Genomic DNA, 20,419 nt, shown 5'->3' on the forward strand with positions numbered 1-20,419 from the left:
GAAAGGTAAGGGGCATATCTGTAAGTTGGGCAACAGCCGAATTCGTCAGTTGTTGTACATGGCCAGTATGCAGGCCAAGAAAACCAATCCGGCCTGTGCTGCTTTGTATGATCGGTTGGTGGGGGCAGGTAAGCCCAAGCTGGTGGCTTTGATAGCGGTGGCGCATAAGTTAGTTCGTCAGTGTTTTGCCGTAGCCCGAAGTGGGGTAAACTTTGATCAAAAACTAGCCTTACCTCTTGTTTCGTAACACAGTTCATCCCGACGCAGGAGGAATCTCAACGTTACTTATTAGTCAAGCTTGAGATTCCTCCTGCGTCGGAATGACAAAAAAGAGCCGGACATTTTCTAAAAGGAACATTTAAACAGGCTCCTCGTTAATCCGAAACGTCGGCCCGGCTGTAAATCCTGTCGAAAAGTTCATTATACCTATCTTTGAGGATGCTTCCTTCCTCAAAGACCAATACCAATCTTCAACTAATCGTTGTGGTATTTGCCCAGTTTGCGGGCACCTCGCTCTGGTTTGCCGGAAACGCCATCCTGCCGGAACTGCAAGCACTCCTGAAAACAACCGAGTTCACGAGCTGGATAACCTCAGCGGTACAGATCGGCTTTATTGCCGGAACGCTCCTTTACGCGCTGTTAGCCATCCCCGATCGGTTTCGGGCCACGCAGGTCTTTCTGGTTTCGGTTATGCTGGCGGCAACGGTCAATGTACTGTGGCTGTTTCTGCCGATACACCCCGCAACGATCCTGGCAAGCCGCTTTCTGACGGGTTTCTTTCTGGCGGGTGTTTATCCGGTGGGCATGAAAATAGCGGCTGACCGATTTAAGCCCATACTCGGCAAAGCCATGGGTTTTCTGGTTGGGGCGCTGGTAGTCGGAACGGCCTTTCCGCATTTGATTCGAGGGTTAGGAACCAGTCTACCCTATCGTAGTCTGATGCTATCCGTAAGTTCGCTGGCCCTGGTTGGGGGGCTTTTACTGATTTTCCTGGTACCCGTCAGCCCCATTCCATCAACAAAAACCCGATTCCGGTTTCAGGCCCTGCACGCATTATTTCAACCCTCTGCCTTTCGCCCGGCCATGCTTGGGTATTTTGGGCATATGTGGGAAATATACACGCTTTGGGCTTTTCTACCAGCTCTCATCAGCTACTACCAACAGCACCATCCCGATACTCCAGTAGCCACTTCGCTTTGGGCCTTTGGCGCCATTGGTGCCGGAGCCTTAGGCTGCATTGGCGGGGGGTATCTTGCCTTGCGGATGGGTAGTGCCCGTGTAGCCCGGGCACTATTGGTTGCCTCTGGCTTGTGCATTATCCTGCTGCCATTCCTATTGAAGACTTCGGTAGCCGTATTCGGTATTTTCCTACTGGTATGGGGAAGTTCTGTAGCCGGTGATTCGCCCCAATTTTCAACCCTTGTGGCTAGTCATGCTGCCGTCGAAAACCGGGGTAGTATCCTCACACTGGTCACCTGCATAGGTTTTCTGATCACGGTCATCTCGATTCAGTTGATGGCCTGGCTGGTTACACAGATCGGTTTATCTGGCTGGTTATTTTATATCCTGCTCCCCGGCCCCATTCTGGGCGTACTGGCGATGCGGAGTGAACGGTCATAAAAGCTATCTGATTCCGTCAGGTATGGTATAACTTACCGATCCAAAGCTTCTTAACACGGAATACCCATTTCTAAAATTGCGCTGTTTATGCTGAAACACTGGTGGAAAGCCCTTACTGTTCTCATTCTGGCTTATGTTTTTATTGCAGGTCTAATGAGTCCTGTTCCTAAGTTGCCCATTTTGCACGAAGCCATCCGCAACACATTCTTCCACCCTCCTCTCTGGATTGCCATGATGACCATGCTGCTAGGGTCAGCCATTTTCTCGGTTCGCTACCTGAGAAAAGGAAAGCTGGACGACGATCTGGTGTCGGTTGAGCTGGCTAACACAGCCTTGCTATTCGGGGTGCTCGGCTGTATTACCGGATCGGTATGGGCTTACTTTGCCTGGGGCGATCTGTGGCCCAATGACCCTAAAACCAATGGAGTAGCCGTCGGCATGCTTCTGTATCTGGCCTATTTTGTATTGCGGGGATCTGTGGATGATGAGGTCCGCCGGGCCAGAATATCTTCGGTGTACAACATCTTCGCGTTTGCCGTTTTCATTCCCTTGATTCTTATTCTACCGCGATTAACGGATTCCTTACATCCTGGTAATGGTGGCAATCCTGGCTTCAACCAGTATGATGCCGACAACTCCATCAAACGCATCATCCGACCCGCTTTTGTTGGTTTTACGCTGTTAGGCTTTTGGATCACCCAACTCCGGGTGCGCCTGCGACGGGTAGAAAGCCAATTAGATGAGCAGCAGGAACTGGAAAAATCGGTCAGCAAGCGCTCAGCCAACATGCAAAACCTTACCAATCCATAAGCGAGTGTACCATGAATCAGTTAGCAGAAATCTTAAGACAGGATGGCAAAATTTGGGTAGTTGTGGCCGTGATTGGGGTCGTCTTAGCAGGCTGGTTATTCTATCTACTCCGAATTGGCAGCCGCGTAAACAAAGTCAAACGAAGGGTTATTGAGTGAACCTGTTAAAAGGCATCTAAAAATCCCTCCTCAAACCTCACCTTCCCAGCCAGTCTTTAAAATCAGCGATTCGGCTTAGGCTCACCAACACTTCCTGGCGGGAAGCTGGTCGAAGATCGACTTTTAACTTCCCGGCGGAGTACACATGAATGGTCTGAATGGCTGTTCGGGCCACCAGAAACTGTCGGTTTACCCGAAAAAACTGCGACGGGTTCAGCATCCCCGTCAGTTGGTCAAGGCTGTACTCAAGCGGAAGTAACTGACCTTCTTTAGTGGTCAGAAAGGTGGCTTTTTCCTCGGAGAAAAAATAGGCTATCTCGCCTGTTTCAATACTTCGGATTTTGGTGCCGATGCTGATCATAAACCGCTCCTTAAACGGCGACTCCCGAAACTGCTGCACTACCTGAAGCAGTTTGGTCAGGTCGGGGGTGGACGCTACACCGCGCAGGGTTTTGAATTTGTCGAGGGCGTTGACCAGTTCGTCGTAATCGACGGGTTTCAGCAAATAGTCGATGCTGTTGACCTTAAACGCCTTGATCATGTACTCATCGTAGGCCGTCGTAAAAATGATGGGTACCGTCAACTGGATTTGCTCGAAAATACTGAACGCCAATCCATCTTCCAGGTGAATATCCATCAGAATCAAATCGGGTACGGAATGTTGGCTAAGCCAGGCGACTGACTCATTCACCGAGGGCAGTTGAGCCAGCACCTGGGTGGCTGGGTCGTACTTTTTAAGCATTCGCTCCAACTGCCGGGCCGAGCGGTCTTCGTCTTCGATAATGATTACGTTCATGTTTAAAGAGTGAAAGAGCGAAAGAGTGAAACCCAGCTCGTCGCTCTTTCACTCTTTCGCTCTTTACGTTAAAAGTGGGATTTTGACAACAAACTGGCCCTGCTCCTCTCCGCACCAAACAGGTCGGTCGGTTAGGAGCGAATACCGATTGGTGATATTAGAAAGGCCAATACCCGTCGACGGTTCGGGCTGGTCGCGGGCCTGAATGGGGTTTTCGACCAGCAGCCAATCCTGTTCGACATAGATACGTACTTTAAGCTTTTCACGCTGCGACATCCGGTTGTGCTTTACGGCGTTTTCGACCAGTAGCTGCAACGTGAGCGGAGCGATTCGATACTGGAGTTGAGCCGCTTGAGGAACATCGATCAGGACATCGAATTTGTTCTCGAATCGGATTTTGAGCAGAAACGTATAGGCCTGGATGAAATCAAGTTCGGTAGACAACGGCACTAAATCCTGATCACGCTGCTCCAGAATATACCGATACGCTTTGGATAACCGCTTGATAAACTGCTCCGACAGGTCGACATCTTCATGAATCAACGACGTCAGAATACTCAGACTATTGAACAGGAAGTGTGGGCTTAACTGGCTCTTCAAAGCGCCAAATTGACTCAATAGCGCTTCTTTTTCCAGTTTCTCTGCCTTTAGCTGAACATCTTTCAATTGCCGATAGGATCGTTCGCTGATGGTTAGATAAAAGGCTGTGAGCATAATGACGATAGAAAAGACATTGTTAGCCCGGCCAATGTAGGCCATCATCATAGGTGGAAAAGGAGAAGGACCACGGCTAGGTAACAACGACGGCCAAATCTGCTTGACAACATGGATCGCTCCGAATAAAAGCACGGGGAGCACTTTCGTGAACAGGAGAGCTAATGAGAACGAAATAAGGAAGGTCAGCAGAATTGACCGCCAGTTGAACTGCATCAGAATATCGCTACTAAACCGATTCGATAGCTGCCGCTGGCACCAGTCGGTCGCGCTAATCCAGAGGTAATACAATCCCAGATTGATGATACTGATCAGGATAAAGAACGGTATCGAATGAATCAGAACCGTTGTATTTCGGGCTGATTCGGGCAAATTGACGTAAAGCAGCAAGGGCGAAAAAAGCACCAGCAGTCGAATGGCCAGCTGCCACTTCTGTGTCGATGTAAGCCGATTATCCATAAATAGACGAAGCGTACAATAGGAAAAAACTAATGGTAACCCTCAGTTAAACAGGCATCTCCTACCATTTAGGGATTATCTAAAACTACAAAAACCGGCTTTCTTGACCGGTTTTTGTATAGTATAGCCTAATGAATTAGGATTCGAGCATGACGAACGTTTCGGCCGGGCGTTCCTGAACCACGAAGGTTTTCACCGTACTTTGGTCGCCCACCTTAACGGCAATCTGGTACGTACCAACACCTAACTCATTGATATTAAATTTCTGGTTGATTCCCTGGCGTAAATCGACCGAGGACGTATAGAGCAAATGACCTTCCCGATCCTGTAGGGCTATGGTCGCTTTGGCGGCTTCGGGGGCTACAATCAGTTTAACCTTGTTATCGGCCGTCAGCGTTATGGCCGTAGCAGGTGCCTGGTTGGTAGTTGTTTTGGCGAACGATGCAGAACCGGCTACCAGTCCCAGCATCAGAATGAATAATTTTTTCATGGTCTGTTCTCGATTTGTTTTTGTTTGATGAACCAAAGTTGCATCCCGTTGAACAGGCCCGAAAATCAAAGACGACGAACGCTGGGAAAAGCCGGAAGAACGTGGCTTTCAGCCGGATGAGTACGCACCAACAGGTAGCCATCTACTCTTAAACGGCAAAGACGCGAGAGACAATGCCTTATAAATTAGCGCATTGCTTCGCGTCTTTGACATTTCACACCCATATATACTATCACATATAAGCTTCGTCGCGGCCGAATCGCAGCTTGATTACGTGCAGGGCATTCAGCAATTTCAGCAGTGGATAAGCTGGGTCGAACTCATGCCAGCGGAAACCACCGAAGTTGGCCCGGCCACCGTATTTATGGTGATTGTTATGATACGACTCGCCCATCATCAGAAAATCGAAGGGAAGCAGGTTTTTAGCTGTATCGTTTACCTCGAAATTGGTGTAGCCATACCGATGCGCATACCAGTTGATGATCGCGCCATGAACTGGCCCCATCAGGAAATGGAACGGCAGAAGCAGAAAAAACCAGGGCGAAGAAGCAAACTGGATATAAAACAAGGTATAGGCCGTTCCCCAGGCCAGCCGAACCGGCCAGCGATCGCCAAACCACTCCATCCACGGCCAGTTGGGAACACCTTTCTTATACTTGGCCGGAATATGGTCGCGGTTATTCAGAATGTCATTATAGTAGATCCGGGTTTTCCACATCATATCGAACAGATTTTTGGAAAACTCGGGTGAATGTGGGTCCTGCTCGGTATCAGCATGAGCGTGGTGCAGCCGGTGCATAATCCCATAGGCGCGTGGGCTCAGAAACGACGAGCCCTGGGCCACAAACGTTACGACGTAGAAAAACTTCTCCCAGCCTTTACTCATCGTAAACATCTGGTGGGCGGCATAGCGGTGAAGAAAAAAGGTCTGCATCAGTACCGATAGGTACCAGTGCGCCAGAAAGAAAGCGAGGATGATCATATACGATTGTGTAGCGCGGACCTCTGGTCCGCATAGCCAACTATCTGAGGATAGCTTGTAACGACAGAATTATAGCTATGCGGACCAGAAGTCCGCGCTACGTAATGACAAGATGTTTCTGCAAAGTTGCCCTTTGCCATCTCCCTCCTACCTGACGCTCGTCAACTTATTATCTGACGTTTGTCAGCTCATTACCTGGCCGGGCCAAAATCAGTCTCCGACCTGACGAAACTCATAATTCGCGGAGGCAAACCATCTCAATTTTGAGCCAGCAAAATCGATACGGTGATGAGCATTATCTTCTTCATGATTGGTGTCAGCCTGATGATGGCACTGGGTTTTCTGGGCGCCTTTTTCTGGTCGATGCGGACCGGGCAGCAGGATGATCTGTACACCCCCTCGATTCGGATGCTCCTGGAAGACGACGCACCGGATACTGCTGAACCTCAATCACACGCAAAGTAACCCCTATCTCGTTCATTATGAATGTCTCGATTAATCAACCTGCTGATGCGGCTTCTAACCTGGTTAAGCCCGGCAAGGTTTCCATTGGGCAGCAACCACCCGGCGGTGATACACTGGTGGAACGTTTCGCCTACGACAACAAAATTGTCCGTGACTTTGCTGTAGCATCGATCATCTGGGGCATCATCGGGATGCTCGTGGGTGTCATTGCCGCCACCCAATTGTTCGCTCCAGCCGCCAACCTGGGCAATCAGTATACCACCTTCGGCCGGATTCGTCCGCTGCACACCAACGCGGTCATTTTTGCTTTTGTGGGCAATGCCATTTTTATGGGCGTGTATTACTCGCTCCAACGGCTCTGCAAAACCCGGATGTTCAGCGACGTACTGAGCAAAATTCACTTCTGGGGCTGGCAATTGATTATTCTGTCGGCCGTGGCAACACTACCCCTCGGCCTTACCAGTTCGAAAGAATACGCCGAGCTGGAATGGCCTATCGACATTGCCATTACGCTGATCTGGGTGGTTTTTGGTATCAATATGTTCGGCACCATCGTAAAACGACGTGAGCGGCACCTGTACGTAGCCATCTGGTTTTACATTGCTACGTTCGTAACGGTCGCCGTGCTGCACATCGTCAATTCGATGGAGATGCCGGTAAGCTTCCTGAAAAGCTATTCGATGTATGCGGGTGTACAGGATGCGCTGGTTCAGTGGTGGTATGGGCACAATGCTGTAGCGTTCTTCCTGACTACACCCTACCTGGGCATGATGTACTACTTCCTGCCTAAGATGGCCAACCGTCCGGTTTATTCGTACCGACTATCGATTCTACACTTCTGGGCGTTGATATTCCTTTACATTTGGGCGGGGCCTCACCATCTGTTGTACAGTTCCCTTCCCGACTGGGCGCAATCGCTCGGAACCGTTTTCTCGATCATGCTGATTGCCCCATCGTGGGGTGGTATGATCAATGGTCTGCTGACGCTGCGCGGTGCCTGGGATAAAGTTCGGGAAGATACCCTTCTGAAATTCATGGTCGTTGGTCTGACCGCCTATGGTATGGCCACGCTGGAAGGGCCGCTACTCTCGCTCAAAAACGTGAATGCCATTGCCCACTTTACCGACTGGATCGTAGCGCACGTACACGTTGGAGCATTAGGCTGGAACGGCTTCCTGACGTTTGCGATGCTGTACTGGCTCATTCCACGCATCTATCGTACACCGCTGTACTCGAAAAAACTGCTGAATTTCCACTTCTGGATCGGCACGCTGGGTATTCTGTTCTATGCCATTCCCATGTATATATCGGGGTTCACGCAGGGCATGATGTGGAAAGAATTTACAGATGCCAGCGTCCTGAAATACCCGACATTCCTCGAAACAACCCTGCAAATTCTGCCGATGCATATGATGCGGGCACTGGGTGGAACGCTGTACTTGCTGGGAGCCATTCTGATGGGCTACAACCTCTTCAAAACCATGGCTGCAGGAAAACTGGTGGCCAACGAAGAAGCTGAAGCCTATGCCTTGCCCGTTAGCTTCAAACCAACCGGTAGCGAAACCTACTGGCACCGTTGGCTGGAACGCAAGCCTTTCCAGTTCCTGGTTGCATCGCTGGTTGTTATCCTGATTGGTTCGCTCATCGAGCTTATCCCAACGTTCATGGTCAAATCGAACGTACCGACCATTGCTTCTGTACAGCCGTATACCGCCCTTGAAGTGCAAGGCCGTGACCTCTTCATCCGCGAAGGCTGCGTAAGCTGTCACAGTCAGTTGGTACGACCCTTCCGGTCCGAAACCGAACGGTATGGCGAATACTCGAAAGCAGGTGAGTTCGTATACGATCACCCATTCCTGTGGGGCAGCAAACGGACGGGGCCCGACCTTCACCGCGAAGGCGGCAAATACCCCGACTCCTGGCACTACCACCACATGAACGATCCAACGTCGATGTCGCCAGGCTCCGTTATGCCTTCCTATCCATGGCTGATTACGCAGCAACTCGATGTTTCGACCACCTCGGCTAAACTCCGCGCCCTGAACAAGATCGGTGTTCCCTATGATGATCTCGCCATTGCTCAGGCCAACGACGATCTGACCAAACAAGCCACCGAAGTCAGCGGCCGACTAGCCAAGGAAGGGATCAATGTCAAACCCGACCGCGAAATCGTGGCCCTCATTGCCTACCTGCAACGGCTGGGAACGGATATCAAGAAAATGGAAACTGCACAAAAATAAGTAGTAGGAGCGAGGAGTGAGTATTGGGAGGGCTGGCGCAAGCCAATGGCTACCGAATGGGTTCTCTCACTCCTCGCTCCTACATACTAACTCCTTCAAGAAGCCATGTTCAAGCAATTCATATCAGCCATTCCGGGAGCAGACGTCTATATGATCGGCTCGTTCCTGACGTTTTTCGCCTTTTTCCTGCTGGTGGGACTGTACCTGTTTCTCGCCGACAAACGCCACATGCAGCAAATGAGTAACCTGCCCCTCGACGAATCCAGCGAGGTTTAACCGATCTAATTTATGAATCTTCTCGTAACAACTTTGTTTGACCCGACAACTGGCAAATCGATCTGGGATTTAAGCTCCGGCGAAGACCTGCTGTGGGTCATGGTGATGATCTTCGTGACCGTTGCCACTGGATTGCTACTCGTTATTACGCTTTATCTGGCTTATGTCCTGCGTCAGGCGCTGGGGCTAAAATCGACTGCTTCGGCTAAACCGGCCGATAATCGGACAGCCTGGCAAAAATGGGCCGGTCTGCACACCCTGAGTACCGAAAAAGACCTGATGCTGGAACATGCCTACGATGGTATTGCCGAACTCGACAACCCCACCCCGCCCTGGTTCATGGGTCTGTTTTACCTGACCATCGGCTTTGCTGCCATTTATTTGCTGATTTTCCATGTGATCGGTACGGGGAATGTGATGGAACAGGAGTACACGCAGGAGGTGGCCGTTGCCGAAAAACAACGCGAAGCCTACGTGAAGCTCGTAGCTGGTAAAATCAACGAAAATACGGTTACCAAACTTACTGAAGCCAAAGGATTAGATGCCGGAAAAACGCTGTTCAACCAATATTGTACAGCCTGCCACGGCCAGAATGGCGAAGGGAAAGTAGGCCCGAACCTGACCGATGAATACTGGCTGCATGGTGGCTCTATCAAAGACGTTTTCCACACCGTTACCGAAGGCGTTCCCGACAAAGGGATGATTTCCTGGAAAAAGCAGCTTAACCCGCTTCAGATTCAGCAGGTATCCAGCTATATCCTGTCTCTACAGGGCACTAAACCGATTGGGGCCAAAGAACCCCAGGGCGAGAAAGTAGCGATAAATTAAGCATGACTATTGCACAGAGATACACAAAGAACCACAGAGTCCCACAGAGAAATAATAGATAGTTCTGTGAATCTCTATACACCTCTGTGTATCTCTGTGCAATAACTTCCAACAACGAAATCAATGAACGCAACACTCAACGCTCCTCCTGAAAAGAAACCCAACCCTACGTTTGGTAAGCGGGAATGGCTCTATCCACGGGTGGTGAAAGGGCGGTATTATCGCTGGCGAAATATCGTATCCTGGGTTCTACTGGCCGCTCTCTTTTCCGGGCCTTTTTTGACCTATAATGGCCAGCCGCTGTTCCTGTTCAATATTCTGGAACGGAAATTCAATTTCTTCGGGGTTACCTTCTGGCCGCAGGATTTTTATCTGGTCGCCATTGGGATGCTGGCTTTTATTGTCTTCATCGTTCTGTTCACAACAATCTACGGACGTGTATTTTGCGGATGGGCCTGCCCACAGACCATTTTCATGGAAATGGTTTTCCGACGCATCGAAATCTGGATTGAAGGCGATCAGAATGCTCGCAAACGACTGGATGCGTCTCCGTGGACTACCGAAAAAATCCTCAAAAAATCGGCTAAATACAGCCTCTTTTTCCTGCTTTCGTTTGCCATCAGCAATACGTTTCTGGCGTATATCATCGGGAAAGATGCCTTGCTTGCCATCATGACCGACAATCCGGCCAATCACCTGGCCGGGCTAATGGCCATCTTGTTGTTCACTGGCGTTTTTTATACCGTATATGCCCATGTGCGCGAATACGTATGCACCACCATTTGCCCATATGGTCGTCTGCAAAGCGTAATGCTGGACAAAAACTCGGTGCTGATAACGTACGACGAAGTACGGGGCGAGCCAAGAGGAAAAATGCAGAGGGAAAAGGGCATGGAGCAAAGGATACAAGCTGACGCTAAGAGTTTCCACCCCTTGCCCCTAGCCACTAGCTCTCAGCCCAAAGGCGACTGCATCGACTGCAAGCTGTGCGTTCAGGTCTGCCCAACGGGTATCGACATTCGAAACGGCAACCAGATGGAATGCGTAAACTGTACCTTGTGTATCGATGCCTGCGATGACATTATGGACAAAATTGGTCGTCCGCGTGGTCTTATCCGATACGATTCGCTCGAAGGCGTCCGAACGCAAAAGCCGTGGCGGATTACCACTCGTATGGTGGCCTATAGCCTTATTCTGGTATTGCTCATGAGCGTATGGGGCTTTCTGCTGGTGAGCCGGAGCGACCTCGACACCACCATTCTTCGGGCACCGGGCCAATTATTCCAGCGCGAGCCAGGCGGTATGATTTCCGATCTGTATCTGGTCGAGCTGGTCAACAAAACGCATAAAGATAAGCCCGTTTCGTTCCGGGTGGCTTATCCGGGCGCCAAACTGCGGATGGTTCAACCCATCACAAAAGCACCTGCCGATGATCTGACAAAAGGAATGTTTTTCATTCTACTTCCCGAAAAATCGATCCATCAGAACAGCACCAAACTCGTTATCGAAGTACTCTCCGATGGCGAAGTTGTCGATAAAGTAAATACAACCTTTCTGGGGCCTGTACAATGATTGAATTGTTGAATGATTGAATGCTACTGTGGCGCATGATTCAACAATTCAATCATTCAACATTTCAATCACTCAACAATTCTATCATTCAATCATTAAAACTATGAACTGGGGGAAATCAATTGTTCTTGTATTTGTGCTCTTTGCGGGTTTTATCGGTACGATGGTGTATCAGATGAGCCGCGAGCATATCGATCTGGTAAGTGACAACTATTACCAGAATGAACTAGATTATCAGCGGCAAATTGACCGCGAGAAGAATGCCCGGCAAAATACCGATGCCGTCATTACCAATCAGCCCGATCAGCAGCAGGTCGTCTGCGAACTACCCAACACCCTGCAAAATGGTCAGATCGTTTTTTACCGCCCCGGCGACCGGAAGCAGGACTTTAAGGTAACGATTCCGGCCAGCCACGAAGCACAGAAGGTGATTTCGACGGCCACTCTGGCGCGTGGCCTCTGGCGCGTGCAGTTTACCTGGTCGGATGGCAACCGCGAATATTATCAGGAAAGTCAACTTTATTTATAACCCATGTCGCCCTGGCTTGCTACCGCTTTTGTTACGGGCCTGATCAGCAGCCTGCACTGTGTGGGTATGTGCGGACCGTTGGTGGCTGCTCTACCCGTCGGGCGAATCCCGAAGCACGCACGCTGGAAAGCCGTTGGCCTATACCACGTGGGTCGTGTTGCTACGTACAGTACCCTGGGCGTACTGGCCGGTACCATGAGCCTGGGGTTACACCTTATGGGTTGGCAACGTCCGCTGGCCGTCGTCAGTGGGGTTGTGTTGCTGATTAGTTTTTTGTGGCGGAAAGGCTTACCTACCCGTTTACGCTGGCCCTGGCTCGATAGCCAGATCACCCGAATTTTCCGCCAGCATCTGCAACAACCCGGCTGGCTGGGTTTTGGCCTTCTGGGTATTCTGAACGGCCTGCTTCCCTGCGGATTCACATACCTCGCCCTGGCTGGCACCTTAGCCACCAATACCCCATTGGCAGGCGCTTCGTACATGCTCCTGTTCGGCCTGGGAACGCTTCCCGCCCTACTGGGTGTCAATCTGATGACCGGCTGGCTCTCAATTCTTGGTCGTCAGTATCTGAACCGCGCCCTTTCAATAGCCACGGTTGCGGTGGCTTTATTACTCATCAGCCGGGGGCTGGCGCACTATCAACTCCCCATCAGCGTTCAGGACGCTATACCGATGTGCCACAGCCTGTTAGCGAAGTAGCTGCGCATCATTCCCTAAACTCTAAGTGCTTTAGTTGATTCCTCCTGACATGAGGTACATCATATATACTACCCAGGGAAGTCCAATCAGCAGGGCTATTGCGGAAAGAATTTCCTTTCCTTTCACATTCGAAAAAAGGTAAACAAGGAAGCTATAGGCGATTAGCAGAAGTCCAGAGAGTTCCAGCCCAAAAACCATCAAAATTTGCCCTAATAAACCGGTTGCTGGCCAATGACGGAAGTTCTCGTAGACGATAGGAAATACCAAAACGAGCAATAGCAAGATTAGCCCGTAAAGTGATCGATTTTCATGTTTCATCTAAACTCTTTTTGTAAAAGCTTCAACCAAAAGTCGAATCGCCTACGATTCATGTTTAGGGTTTTCATAAAACTGCTTTAGGTTGGTAGGATCGTCAGATGTAAACCTTTGAAGGCCTTCTACCAAAGATTCATGAAAAAGCCCTGTATTCCTATTCAATAAGAATACGTTAATAGCTTCTTTGCTGTATGCAGGTGTTTGTAGCCTATCCCAGATACGTTGGTTTTAAACGGCGTTGAATCCGCTTCGGTAACGGAACTCCTGCCTGATACGCTTTAAGAAGCCTCTCTTCCCGACGATGCCCAAACCGAGCTTTTTTAATCACGCCAACCCCTATTGATAGTAAACCAACGACGCCAGCCGGAGCCCCGGCAGGCAAAGCAATAAACCCTATCAGATTACAGCCCCCTACCATGGTATACGTTTTCCCGGATGACCGTTTGTTGGCAAAAAGTTGCTGCACAGCCAGGGACGTATCCTGCCTGGAATCGATTTTCGTGGGCAAAACTGGTAACCTGTGCTGGCTTGAGATAGTAGTAGCAATCCTTTCGACCATTACTGAATCAGGTTGCGCATATCCATAAGGAGAAGCCGTTCCGAACAAAACGATAAGTAGCCCATAGTACTTACGGTTCATTTTGTTTGTGCTTTATAGGTAAATACCAACTCATTTCCCTACCAATATAGCCAATTCCAGCCACTTACAGGCTACTAATATCCTTAAGAAGCAGTAACTCAAAGCACGTCTACTTGATAGCTAGTTGTGAAGGTAGCGCAGCATGGTCAATCGGGCCTCCATACCGCCACAATTCGAACCCCTGTTGAAGCAACACGCAGGCAGGAAAGCTTGTAAAGCCAAAACTTCGAACGACCTCAGGATGTGTGGCTTCGTCGATGCACATGATCTGTATGCCCGGATTGACAAGCAACCGAAGTTTCGCCAGCAGCCAGTCCATATCCAGGTGGTGTGAACTACTGACGGATGTACAGACCAGTAAGATAGGCTGCTGTGGCAAAGCCGAAAATGCAGAAGTCGTGGGTGCCATGTGACAAAGGCAATTAGTAGCCGTAAAGTTGGCGGTCCCTTTCGGCAAAATTCTTGAGGCAGGTCAAGCCCCAGGCAGATTTTTGTCACTCAGATATATCATTTTTCTGACAAAGCTCTTCTCGCCATACGTTTTTCAGTCACAGCTCCATCATCCCGGAAATCCAGCTTATTGGCTGACCAGAATCAGGCCTATGCCTAACGTTACTCATAATGCATCGTGGCGAACTCCCCTAATTTTGACAGGAACACTCGCTAGGATTACGCAATGAAAAAAGCTCTTTTGCTCACGGATGGTTCGGTCGATATGGCACTGTCGTTCAATCGGTGGCTGGAAACTCAGTCGGAGCCCATTGACCTGACGGTGGTCTACGCGTTTGATCTTAACAAGCGTGCCGATCAGCCGCTAAAAGCATCCCTGTTTCGGGAAGCCAAACAAACGGCCAATGAGCAGTTGACGCGTTGGGTAAGCTTCCTGTCAAAAACTGCCTTAGGTGAGTTTCGTACCGAAATTTTACTGGGCGAACCCGAACTGGTCCTAACCATTCATTTACTCCTTCGTCGATACGATTATTTACTGATCGATCTTAATCAAAACGACGCTTTATCAACATACCGGGCCTGTCAGCGTCAGATCAACACACAACTACGCTGCCTGAGCCTACGCCAGAATCCTGACTGTCTGGTCGAACAAACGCAGGAAGTAAGCTATGCTTTTGCTGGTTAGGAAGCGTGCTTCTACCAGTGCTACTGAGTTTTATAGTGAGATAAGTTGAGTTTAGTGTTTGCGTTGCTATTTAACCAGCCTGACCGATTCGGGCTGGTTACTTTTTTTAATGGAAATTAAATAACTCCTACCGTAAGCAAACGGGTTGCTTTTGCAGACAATGCCGATGACCGAACTCCTGTGATGTATACTTAGTAGGGCATTTTATTCGATTTACTTCGCTAAATAGCATCGGAGAAGCAACAAATTCAGGTCTATACGGTTTAGTTCTTCTGACGCTTATACCGATTTTTAGGTGGCTACCATTCAACATCTCTACACTTCTCGTACCCTATTCCGACGACTTGGCTGGTCGGCTCTACTGATCGGGCTTACCCAATCAGGGATAGCTCAATCCAGGGCAGTCTGGCCGTTACAGCCGGGTATCTATTTTCCGCAGGCACCACTTCCCGGTACATGGCGCAAGTCGGTCGGGGTTGTCTTTACAACCACACCCCCTGAGCTGACCGAAGAAATCCGGGTGAGTGTGCCCGCCATTGATTTTAATGTACAACGGGGGCTGTCGAAAAACTTCTTTCTGACCGGCCGCTTTCAAACCCAGTTTGTACAGAGCAACATTGGCCTGGGCTTTCGCTGGGTCAAACCGTTTACGAATCGGCTATTTATGTCGGCTGGCTACGATATAACCGGCTGGCTGGGGGCCTTACAAATCAAGGATGTATTTAGCAGTCAGGCCTTTGGTGTTGAAACCTTCCCGAACGTATCAGTCGGCTATAAACTCACCCGCGATCTTCGGTTTACGTTCCGAACCGAAGCCATTATAGACCTGTATTACCGTTCGCAGGTAGGCAACTTAGCGGTAGAGTATAATCGTCGGGCGGTGAATGGGGTGGCCTTTACGTTTATGCTCGAACAGCCTTTTTATCACCAGCGCCATGTGTCGGTGGGTATTCGGGGCGCGTATTCCAACTTCAACTGGCAACTCTGGTCGCTGTTCGACACGTTCGACCGTAATCTGTTTTATCCCCAACTAATTTTTGGCTTTATCCTGTGAAACCGATCATTTATAGCCTGCTAGCCTTGTTGCTGCTCGTCTCCCTGAGTTGTCGGAAGACCTATGAGGCTCCGGTCCCTTATGATTTTACCAATTTGCCCGGCTCTGGTCAGTTTGGAACGGCCGTTCGGTCGGTTACCGAGGGGGTTTATACCGTTTCGAATGGAGCCAGCGAATTTGGTGATCAGGTAGCTCTCAAATGGACGTATCTGCACAACGGGGCTGATACCAGCTATTACTTATCGGTTTTCACCGGAAAGGATGCCGCCTATTTCAATCTGGAAGGCACTCCCCAAACAGATAGCCTGGTACTGGGCGGCTACTGGCGTAAACTGGTGAACGATCAGATTGGCCTGGTTCAGTTGACACTTCGGGTAAAACATCAGGGAAAATTACAGCTCTATAAAGGCAAGCTGGCCTCTGGCGATACCATGGTCATCGATGGACTGTACGGCGATAAGAACAGTTCTCTAAGCCATCCGATCACCTTTACATATAATCGTCCCCTCAATCCTCGCCCGTTTTCCATCATGGCACACCGGAGCGGGGGCCGTACCTCCGATTTGTTGCCTGCTTCCGAAAATTCGGTGGAAATCATCAAACTGGCGTCCCGGCTGGGGGCCACCGGCATTGAAGTGGATGTCCGCTATACGAAAGATGGGGTTCCGATTCTATATCACGACAACACGCTCAATCTGCGGCTTATTCAGAAGAATGGCCTGACAGGGCCTGTTGAGAACTATACCTATCAGCAATTAAGCACGTTTGTTCGGCTCATCAACGGTGAAAAAATACCCACCCTGGAAGAAGCCATGGAGACGGTGGTGAACAATACGGCCCTGAACTTTGTCTGGCTCGACACCAAATACATTGGCCCAATGGACAAAGTGCAGGCGATCCAGCAAAAATATCGACAAAAGGCCCTTCAGATGGGGCGCGACCTGCGCATCATTATTGGATTGCCCAGTACTGAAGCGGTAGACTCCTACAAAGCCCTGGCCAACAAAGAAAATACGCCTATTCTGTGCGAACTGGATACAGCACTTACCCGCAGTCTGGGTGCACGGATCTGGGCCCCGCGCTGGACACTGGGCCCGCAAACGGCCGAGGTACAGGCCATGAAAGCTGATGGCCTCACGGTTTTTGTCTGGACCCTCGATGAGCCTGAATTTATTCGGGAGTTTATCGGTCAGAATCAGTTCGACGGCATTCTCTCCAATTACTCGCCCGTGGTCGCTTTTTATCACTATACCGAACAACCGTGAGTATGCTACCTCTCCGTTTACAGACAATACGCTGGGTTGTTTTGTTTTTACTCCTAAGCCTGACCGCTCAGGCCCAGCGAATCCCGTCGGCTCGTCGGCAACGTCGGCTACAGGCTATAGAAGCCGATTCACTCATCGATACGCGTCGCGGTCCCTATACGCTGGTCGTAACGGCGGGTGGAGGCTTGTCGTATTATTCCACGCACCTGGGCGTACCTCAAACGATTGATGAGCCTCATCTGAGCCGATTTGGCACTCCATCGTCGCTGCGGGTGATGTGGTATCCCGATCATCGGCTGCGGGTAGGGCTCGAAACGGGCTGGACAACGATGTATAGTTATCGGGGGAAAGTAGCGGGCGACAATACACATGTGTATGTGTCGGCCGTTCCGATTCTGGTTGTTTTTTCGATGCCGTTGGGCTGGCTCACGGGTACCGATCGGAGCGTAGCCCGACGGATGGCGATAACCGCCGGAACGGGTTTATATGTCAATCACTCCCGGCTCGATTATCAGGGCACAGTGATGTCAAATACAAATAGTTTAGGCTGGATGGCAGCCGCTTCATACACATATCCGATTGGCCGTCGTTTTCGAATAGCAGGGGAATTAAAATGGTTCGATGCCGTAGCGGTCGAGAACGCGGCCTTTACAGCCGAATTACAATTGGTGTGGCGGGCTTTCTCCTGGTAAATGCATAAGGGTATGGAAACAGATACACGCAAACGGGATATTTTATTTTTGAGCGATACACAGGCACCTATGTGGGTAGAACGTCTGGTATTGCGGACCCATCAGAACAAAAAAGCTACGCAGGTAATTTTCAACGAAATCCTGCGCATTCAGCCTGCCGTGCTTTATTGGCTGGGCGACATTGTTTCGCTGGGCTATCGGAACAACAAGTGGCGAATCATCGACCAGTTTCTGCTGAAATGTACGGAGGTCCGAACGGCTGTTTATGCCATCATGGGCAATCATGATGTGATGGGCCGCCCCCGAAAAGGGGCCCAAAACTTCCAGCAGCGCTTTCCCGATCATATTCATACAGGCTACGTGAAAGTAACGGATGCCATTGCTGTGGTCATGCTGAACTCTAATTTCGGCATCCTGTCGGCGGCCGACCTGGTCACTCAGCAAACGTGGTATCAACAAACCCTGGAAGAGCTGGACAACGATCCATCGATCAAAGTGGTGATTGTAACCTGCCACCATGCCCCCTATTCCAACAGTAAACTGGTGGGGTCATCCAAGCTGGTGCAGCAACGGTTTGTGCCGCCTTACCTGCAATCACAAAAAGCCAAGCTGTTTATTACCGGCCATTCGCACGCGTTCGAACGGTATGAGTTCGACGGCAAAACCTTTCTGGTGATCGGAGGAGGTGGCGGTCTGCGTCAGCCTCTCAATACCTCATCCAGCCGACTACCCGATATAGCTGCCGACTATAAACCTCTGTTTCATTACCTGGCGGTTCAGCGGGAAGGCGATGGTCTATCGCTTACGTCGTATTGCCTGAACAAAGACCTTTCAGGCTTTTCGGAAGGGTACCACTTCGAAATCCCGGCCGAAACCCCGTCGGTCTCATCCTGACTTATTGCTCCTCTACGGTTCCAACGCCCAGCTCGGAGAAAAGCGTCTGCCAGTATTGGGTAACGGCCGGGTTGTTTTCTTTCACGGATGCGTTCGGCTCGAAGGGCAGGATCATGGTAATCTCCGGACTACCCAGTGTATACTTTTTGAGCTGTTCGGCATCCGCTTTAGCCCATTCGTCGGCCTGGGCGTTGTCTTTGGGTGGACTTACCTGAAAATCGCGTCGATTGGCGCCTTTTACGCTCTCGATCATGTCGCTGAGGTAATACACCTTCACGGTTGCGCCCGATTCATTGGCTTTGGCAATAACGGGCAGGCTAGCCCAGATGTCGGTTTCCTGGTTCGATGAGCCTACATTTTGCGCCACCAACTGTTGCAATACACGCTGGCGGATCTGCGCTTTCTCGCGCGTGAGCGACAGATTGAATTCCGTTTCGGCTGCTTCACGATCGGTCGGGCTGGCGGCCGACACATCGTCCATTTCAGAACGAACGGTTAGGTTCAGGGCCCGGGCTTTGGAGGTATTCTCGTGGATAAAATACACTTCCAGTCTATCGCCCTTCTGCCGGATGTTCTGTTCGATGATGTCGGTCAGGGCCTGCTGGTATTTCTGACCAACAAACGCTTTATCGATGTTTACGCTGCGGGTTTTATCCAGAAAAATCAGCGTGTATATGGGCTCTGATGTAGTTGTTTTAGGCTTATCGCCATCGCCCGAGCAGGCCGTTAGCAATAAGGCGAATAAGCAAAACGCGATAATACGATTCATGGTGTTAGTGAACTTAGCCCTGGCTTGATGCTACTCTATCGGCCAGACTGAACAGGTGTTTCGTGTAATAAACCCTTCCGTAATGTGCTGTCGGCCGGGGTCTTATGATTCCAGTAATCCGTCTGGATTGTCTTTTGTAAAACTGCCCTGGAGGTCAGAAGGTTATCTTTTGTATCGTAGGTTTCTTCCCAGCCAACAATTTTATGGGGAAAATCACGCTCAAAAATAATGATTAATGTCCGGTCGTCGGTCGGGTATTCGATGGTATAGGATTTCAGGTATTTACCCGGAAACAGCACCCCTTCGTAATTGGCCAGCGTCGTTTTGGCTGGTAGCACCCCCACCGTTTTATGGCGCAGCCGGGCGGTCATGGTTCCGGCAATCAATCGGGTTTCGCCCGTTGGCAGTTTGTCGGGATTGATACGAATCTGGTTCCAGAGTTCGTCTTCGAGCCTGGTTTTTTCGAGCGTGTAGGCTTCATCAACCTCCTTTTCGAGAAAGGATTTTCCAATCACCTGATAGGCATTGTCGCGGTAATTGATCTGCTGATAATAATGGCCGTCCCACTCCTGCCCGGCCATACTCACTTTCAGCGTATTTGGAAACAGGGCCGACCGACTGCCGCTTTTTTCAATCGGGGTAAAAACGGAAGTCGACAGCGCATACTCATAAAGTCCTGTGGCAAATGTTTTGAATAAGCTGGTTTTCAACACGGGAATCGTTCCTTCCGGCTGGTCGGCTTTTACCTGTCTGGCAGGATAGAAGTTTTCTGTCTGGAAGATCAGTGTGGCTTCGCCCGTATGGAGCGCCCCGCTTTTAGCCTGCTGGAGCCGATAGCTGTTCAGTTCAGCATTGTTCGTAAACCAGTAGTTGGTGAAAACCGTAGGTGCGGTTTCGGCTGGTTTCGCTGTTGTATCGGGTTCTTTCTGAAAAATGGTCGCTTTCATCGAGAAGGCAAAGACCACAGCCAGCATCAGAACAATCAGCAGGAAATTATTTATAATGAATTGGCGCATA

The 20,419-nt window shown here is 50.1% G+C and carries 23 protein-coding genes and 1 pseudogene; 16 read left to right on the forward strand and 8 right to left on the reverse strand.

Annotated elements, in window-relative coordinates; all coding sequences use genetic code 11:
- The 4 genes and pseudogenes from B153_RS0108430 to B153_RS38520 all read left to right on the forward strand — a co-directional run.
- Window positions 1-247 (forward strand): annotated as a pseudogene (locus tag B153_RS0108430) (hypothetical protein); the annotation flags it as partial.
- A 191-nt stretch (window positions 248-438) separates the two neighbouring features.
- On the forward strand, window positions 439-1,620 hold the full coding sequence (locus tag B153_RS0108435) for an MFS transporter (RefSeq protein ID WP_020596258.1): 1,182 nt from the start codon (window positions 439-441) through the stop codon (window positions 1,618-1,620).
- Window positions 1,621-1,707: 87 nt separating this feature from the next.
- Entirely contained in the window at window positions 1,708-2,430 is a 723-nt protein-coding gene (gene ccsA / locus B153_RS34885) for a cytochrome c biogenesis protein CcsA (RefSeq protein WP_020596259.1), read from the forward strand.
- An 11-nt stretch (window positions 2,431-2,441) separates the two neighbouring features.
- Window positions 2,442-2,588: a CcmD family protein gene (locus B153_RS38520; protein ID WP_020596260.1), complete on the forward strand. Its 147-nt coding sequence runs from the start codon at window positions 2,442-2,444 to the stop codon at window positions 2,586-2,588.
- A gap of 37 nt (window positions 2,589-2,625) precedes the next feature.
- Here the strand turns inward: B153_RS38520 and B153_RS0108450 are convergent, their stop codons facing one another.
- The 4 genes from B153_RS0108450 to B153_RS0108465 all read right to left on the reverse strand — a co-directional run bounded on the left by B153_RS0108450 (window position 2,626) and on the right by B153_RS0108465 (window position 6,029).
- Window positions 2,626-3,384: a LytR/AlgR family response regulator transcription factor gene (locus tag B153_RS0108450; protein WP_020596261.1), complete on the reverse strand. Its 759-nt coding sequence runs from the start codon at window positions 3,382-3,384 to the stop codon at window positions 2,626-2,628.
- A 63-nt stretch (window positions 3,385-3,447) separates the two neighbouring features.
- Window positions 3,448-4,557: a sensor histidine kinase gene (locus tag B153_RS0108455; protein WP_020596262.1), complete on the reverse strand. Its 1,110-nt coding sequence runs from the start codon at window positions 4,555-4,557 to the stop codon at window positions 3,448-3,450.
- Between the two features lie 136 nt (window positions 4,558-4,693).
- A complete protein-coding gene (locus tag B153_RS0108460) occupies window positions 4,694-5,047 on the reverse strand; it encodes a hypothetical protein (RefSeq protein ID WP_020596263.1) in 354 nt (117 codons plus the stop codon).
- Window positions 5,048-5,279: 232 nt separating this feature from the next.
- A complete protein-coding gene (locus B153_RS0108465; RefSeq protein WP_020596264.1) occupies window positions 5,280-6,029 on the reverse strand; it encodes an acyl-CoA desaturase in 750 nt (249 codons plus the stop codon).
- Window positions 6,030-6,317: 288 nt separating this feature from the next.
- Here B153_RS0108465 and ccoS point away from each other — a divergent pair, with 288 nt between their 5' ends.
- The 7 genes from ccoS (at window position 6,318) to B153_RS0108500 (ending at window position 12,638) form a co-directional block, all read left to right on the forward strand.
- The gene (gene ccoS, locus B153_RS0108470; protein WP_020596265.1) at window positions 6,318-6,494 is read left to right on the forward strand and encodes a cbb3-type cytochrome oxidase assembly protein CcoS; all 177 of its coding nucleotides are present in this window, start codon (window positions 6,318-6,320) and stop codon (window positions 6,492-6,494) included.
- 17 nt (window positions 6,495-6,511) lie between these two features.
- On the forward strand, window positions 6,512-8,734 hold the full coding sequence (ccoN, locus tag B153_RS0108475; RefSeq protein WP_020596266.1) for a cytochrome-c oxidase, cbb3-type subunit I: 2,223 nt from the start codon (window positions 6,512-6,514) through the stop codon (window positions 8,732-8,734).
- 105 nt (window positions 8,735-8,839) lie between these two features.
- Entirely contained in the window at window positions 8,840-9,010 is a 171-nt protein-coding gene (locus B153_RS37990; protein ID WP_020596267.1) for a hypothetical protein, read from the forward strand.
- Between the two features lie 12 nt (window positions 9,011-9,022).
- Complete coding sequence (locus tag B153_RS0108485; RefSeq protein WP_020596268.1) at window positions 9,023-9,838, forward strand: cbb3-type cytochrome c oxidase N-terminal domain-containing protein; 816 nt, start codon at window positions 9,023-9,025, stop codon at window positions 9,836-9,838.
- Window positions 9,839-9,961: 123 nt separating this feature from the next.
- A complete protein-coding gene (gene ccoG, locus B153_RS0108490; protein WP_020596269.1) occupies window positions 9,962-11,410 on the forward strand; it encodes a cytochrome c oxidase accessory protein CcoG in 1,449 nt (482 codons plus the stop codon).
- A 103-nt stretch (window positions 11,411-11,513) separates the two neighbouring features.
- Window positions 11,514-11,939, forward strand: coding sequence for a FixH family protein (locus B153_RS0108495; RefSeq protein WP_020596270.1), 426 nt, complete (start codon window positions 11,514-11,516; stop codon window positions 11,937-11,939).
- Window positions 11,940-11,942: 3 nt separating this feature from the next.
- Window positions 11,943-12,638 carry a sulfite exporter TauE/SafE family protein gene (locus B153_RS0108500; protein ID WP_020596271.1) on the forward strand — a complete coding sequence of 232 codons (696 nt, stop codon included), beginning with the start codon at window positions 11,943-11,945 and terminating at the stop codon, window positions 12,636-12,638.
- Window positions 12,639-13,161: 523 nt separating this feature from the next.
- Here the strand turns inward: B153_RS0108500 and B153_RS0108510 are convergent.
- Both B153_RS0108510 and B153_RS34890 read right to left on the reverse strand, forming a co-directional pair.
- Window positions 13,162-13,593, reverse strand: coding sequence for a hypothetical protein (locus B153_RS0108510; protein WP_020596273.1), 432 nt, complete (start codon window positions 13,591-13,593; stop codon window positions 13,162-13,164).
- Between the two features lie 109 nt (window positions 13,594-13,702).
- Window positions 13,703-14,002 (reverse strand): hypothetical protein, encoded by a 300-nt coding sequence (locus B153_RS34890; RefSeq protein WP_051097242.1) that lies wholly within the window; start codon window positions 14,000-14,002, stop codon window positions 13,703-13,705.
- A gap of 267 nt (window positions 14,003-14,269) precedes the next feature.
- Between B153_RS34890 and B153_RS0108520 the strand changes: the two genes are divergently transcribed.
- The 5 genes from B153_RS0108520 (at window position 14,270) to B153_RS0108540 (ending at window position 18,633) form a co-directional block, all read left to right on the forward strand.
- Window positions 14,270-14,728, forward strand: coding sequence for a hypothetical protein (locus B153_RS0108520; protein WP_020596275.1), 459 nt, complete (start codon window positions 14,270-14,272; stop codon window positions 14,726-14,728).
- 295 nt (window positions 14,729-15,023) lie between these two features.
- On the forward strand, window positions 15,024-15,782 hold the full coding sequence (locus B153_RS0108525) for a hypothetical protein (protein WP_020596276.1): 759 nt from the start codon (window positions 15,024-15,026) through the stop codon (window positions 15,780-15,782).
- A complete protein-coding gene (locus B153_RS0108530) occupies window positions 15,779-17,047 on the forward strand; it encodes a glycerophosphodiester phosphodiesterase (RefSeq protein WP_020596277.1) in 1,269 nt (422 codons plus the stop codon). Before B153_RS0108525 ends, B153_RS0108530 begins: the two co-directional genes overlap by 4 nt.
- Window positions 17,048-17,049: 2 nt before the next feature.
- The gene (locus tag B153_RS0108535; protein ID WP_020596278.1) at window positions 17,050-17,739 is read left to right on the forward strand and encodes a hypothetical protein; all 690 of its coding nucleotides are present in this window, start codon (window positions 17,050-17,052) and stop codon (window positions 17,737-17,739) included.
- A 12-nt stretch (window positions 17,740-17,751) separates the two neighbouring features.
- Window positions 17,752-18,633, forward strand: a complete 882-nt coding sequence (locus tag B153_RS0108540; RefSeq protein ID WP_020596279.1) for a metallophosphoesterase family protein — start codon at window positions 17,752-17,754, stop codon at window positions 18,631-18,633.
- 1 nt (window position 18,634) lies between these two features.
- Here B153_RS0108540 and B153_RS0108545 read toward each other — a convergent pair whose 3' ends face one another.
- On the reverse strand, window positions 18,635-19,402 hold the full coding sequence (locus B153_RS0108545; RefSeq protein WP_020596280.1) for a hypothetical protein: 768 nt from the start codon (window positions 19,400-19,402) through the stop codon (window positions 18,635-18,637).
- 35 nt (window positions 19,403-19,437) lie between these two features.
- The gene (locus B153_RS0108550; protein ID WP_020596281.1) at window positions 19,438-20,418 is read right to left on the reverse strand and encodes a hypothetical protein; all 981 of its coding nucleotides are present in this window, start codon (window positions 20,416-20,418) and stop codon (window positions 19,438-19,440) included.
- Between the last annotated feature and the right edge of the window lies 1 nt (window position 20,419).

Origin of the sequence: Spirosoma panaciterrae DSM 21099, assembly GCF_000374025.1 — a bacterium.
Taxonomy (GTDB): domain Bacteria; phylum Bacteroidota; class Bacteroidia; order Cytophagales; family Spirosomataceae; genus Spirosoma; species Spirosoma panaciterrae.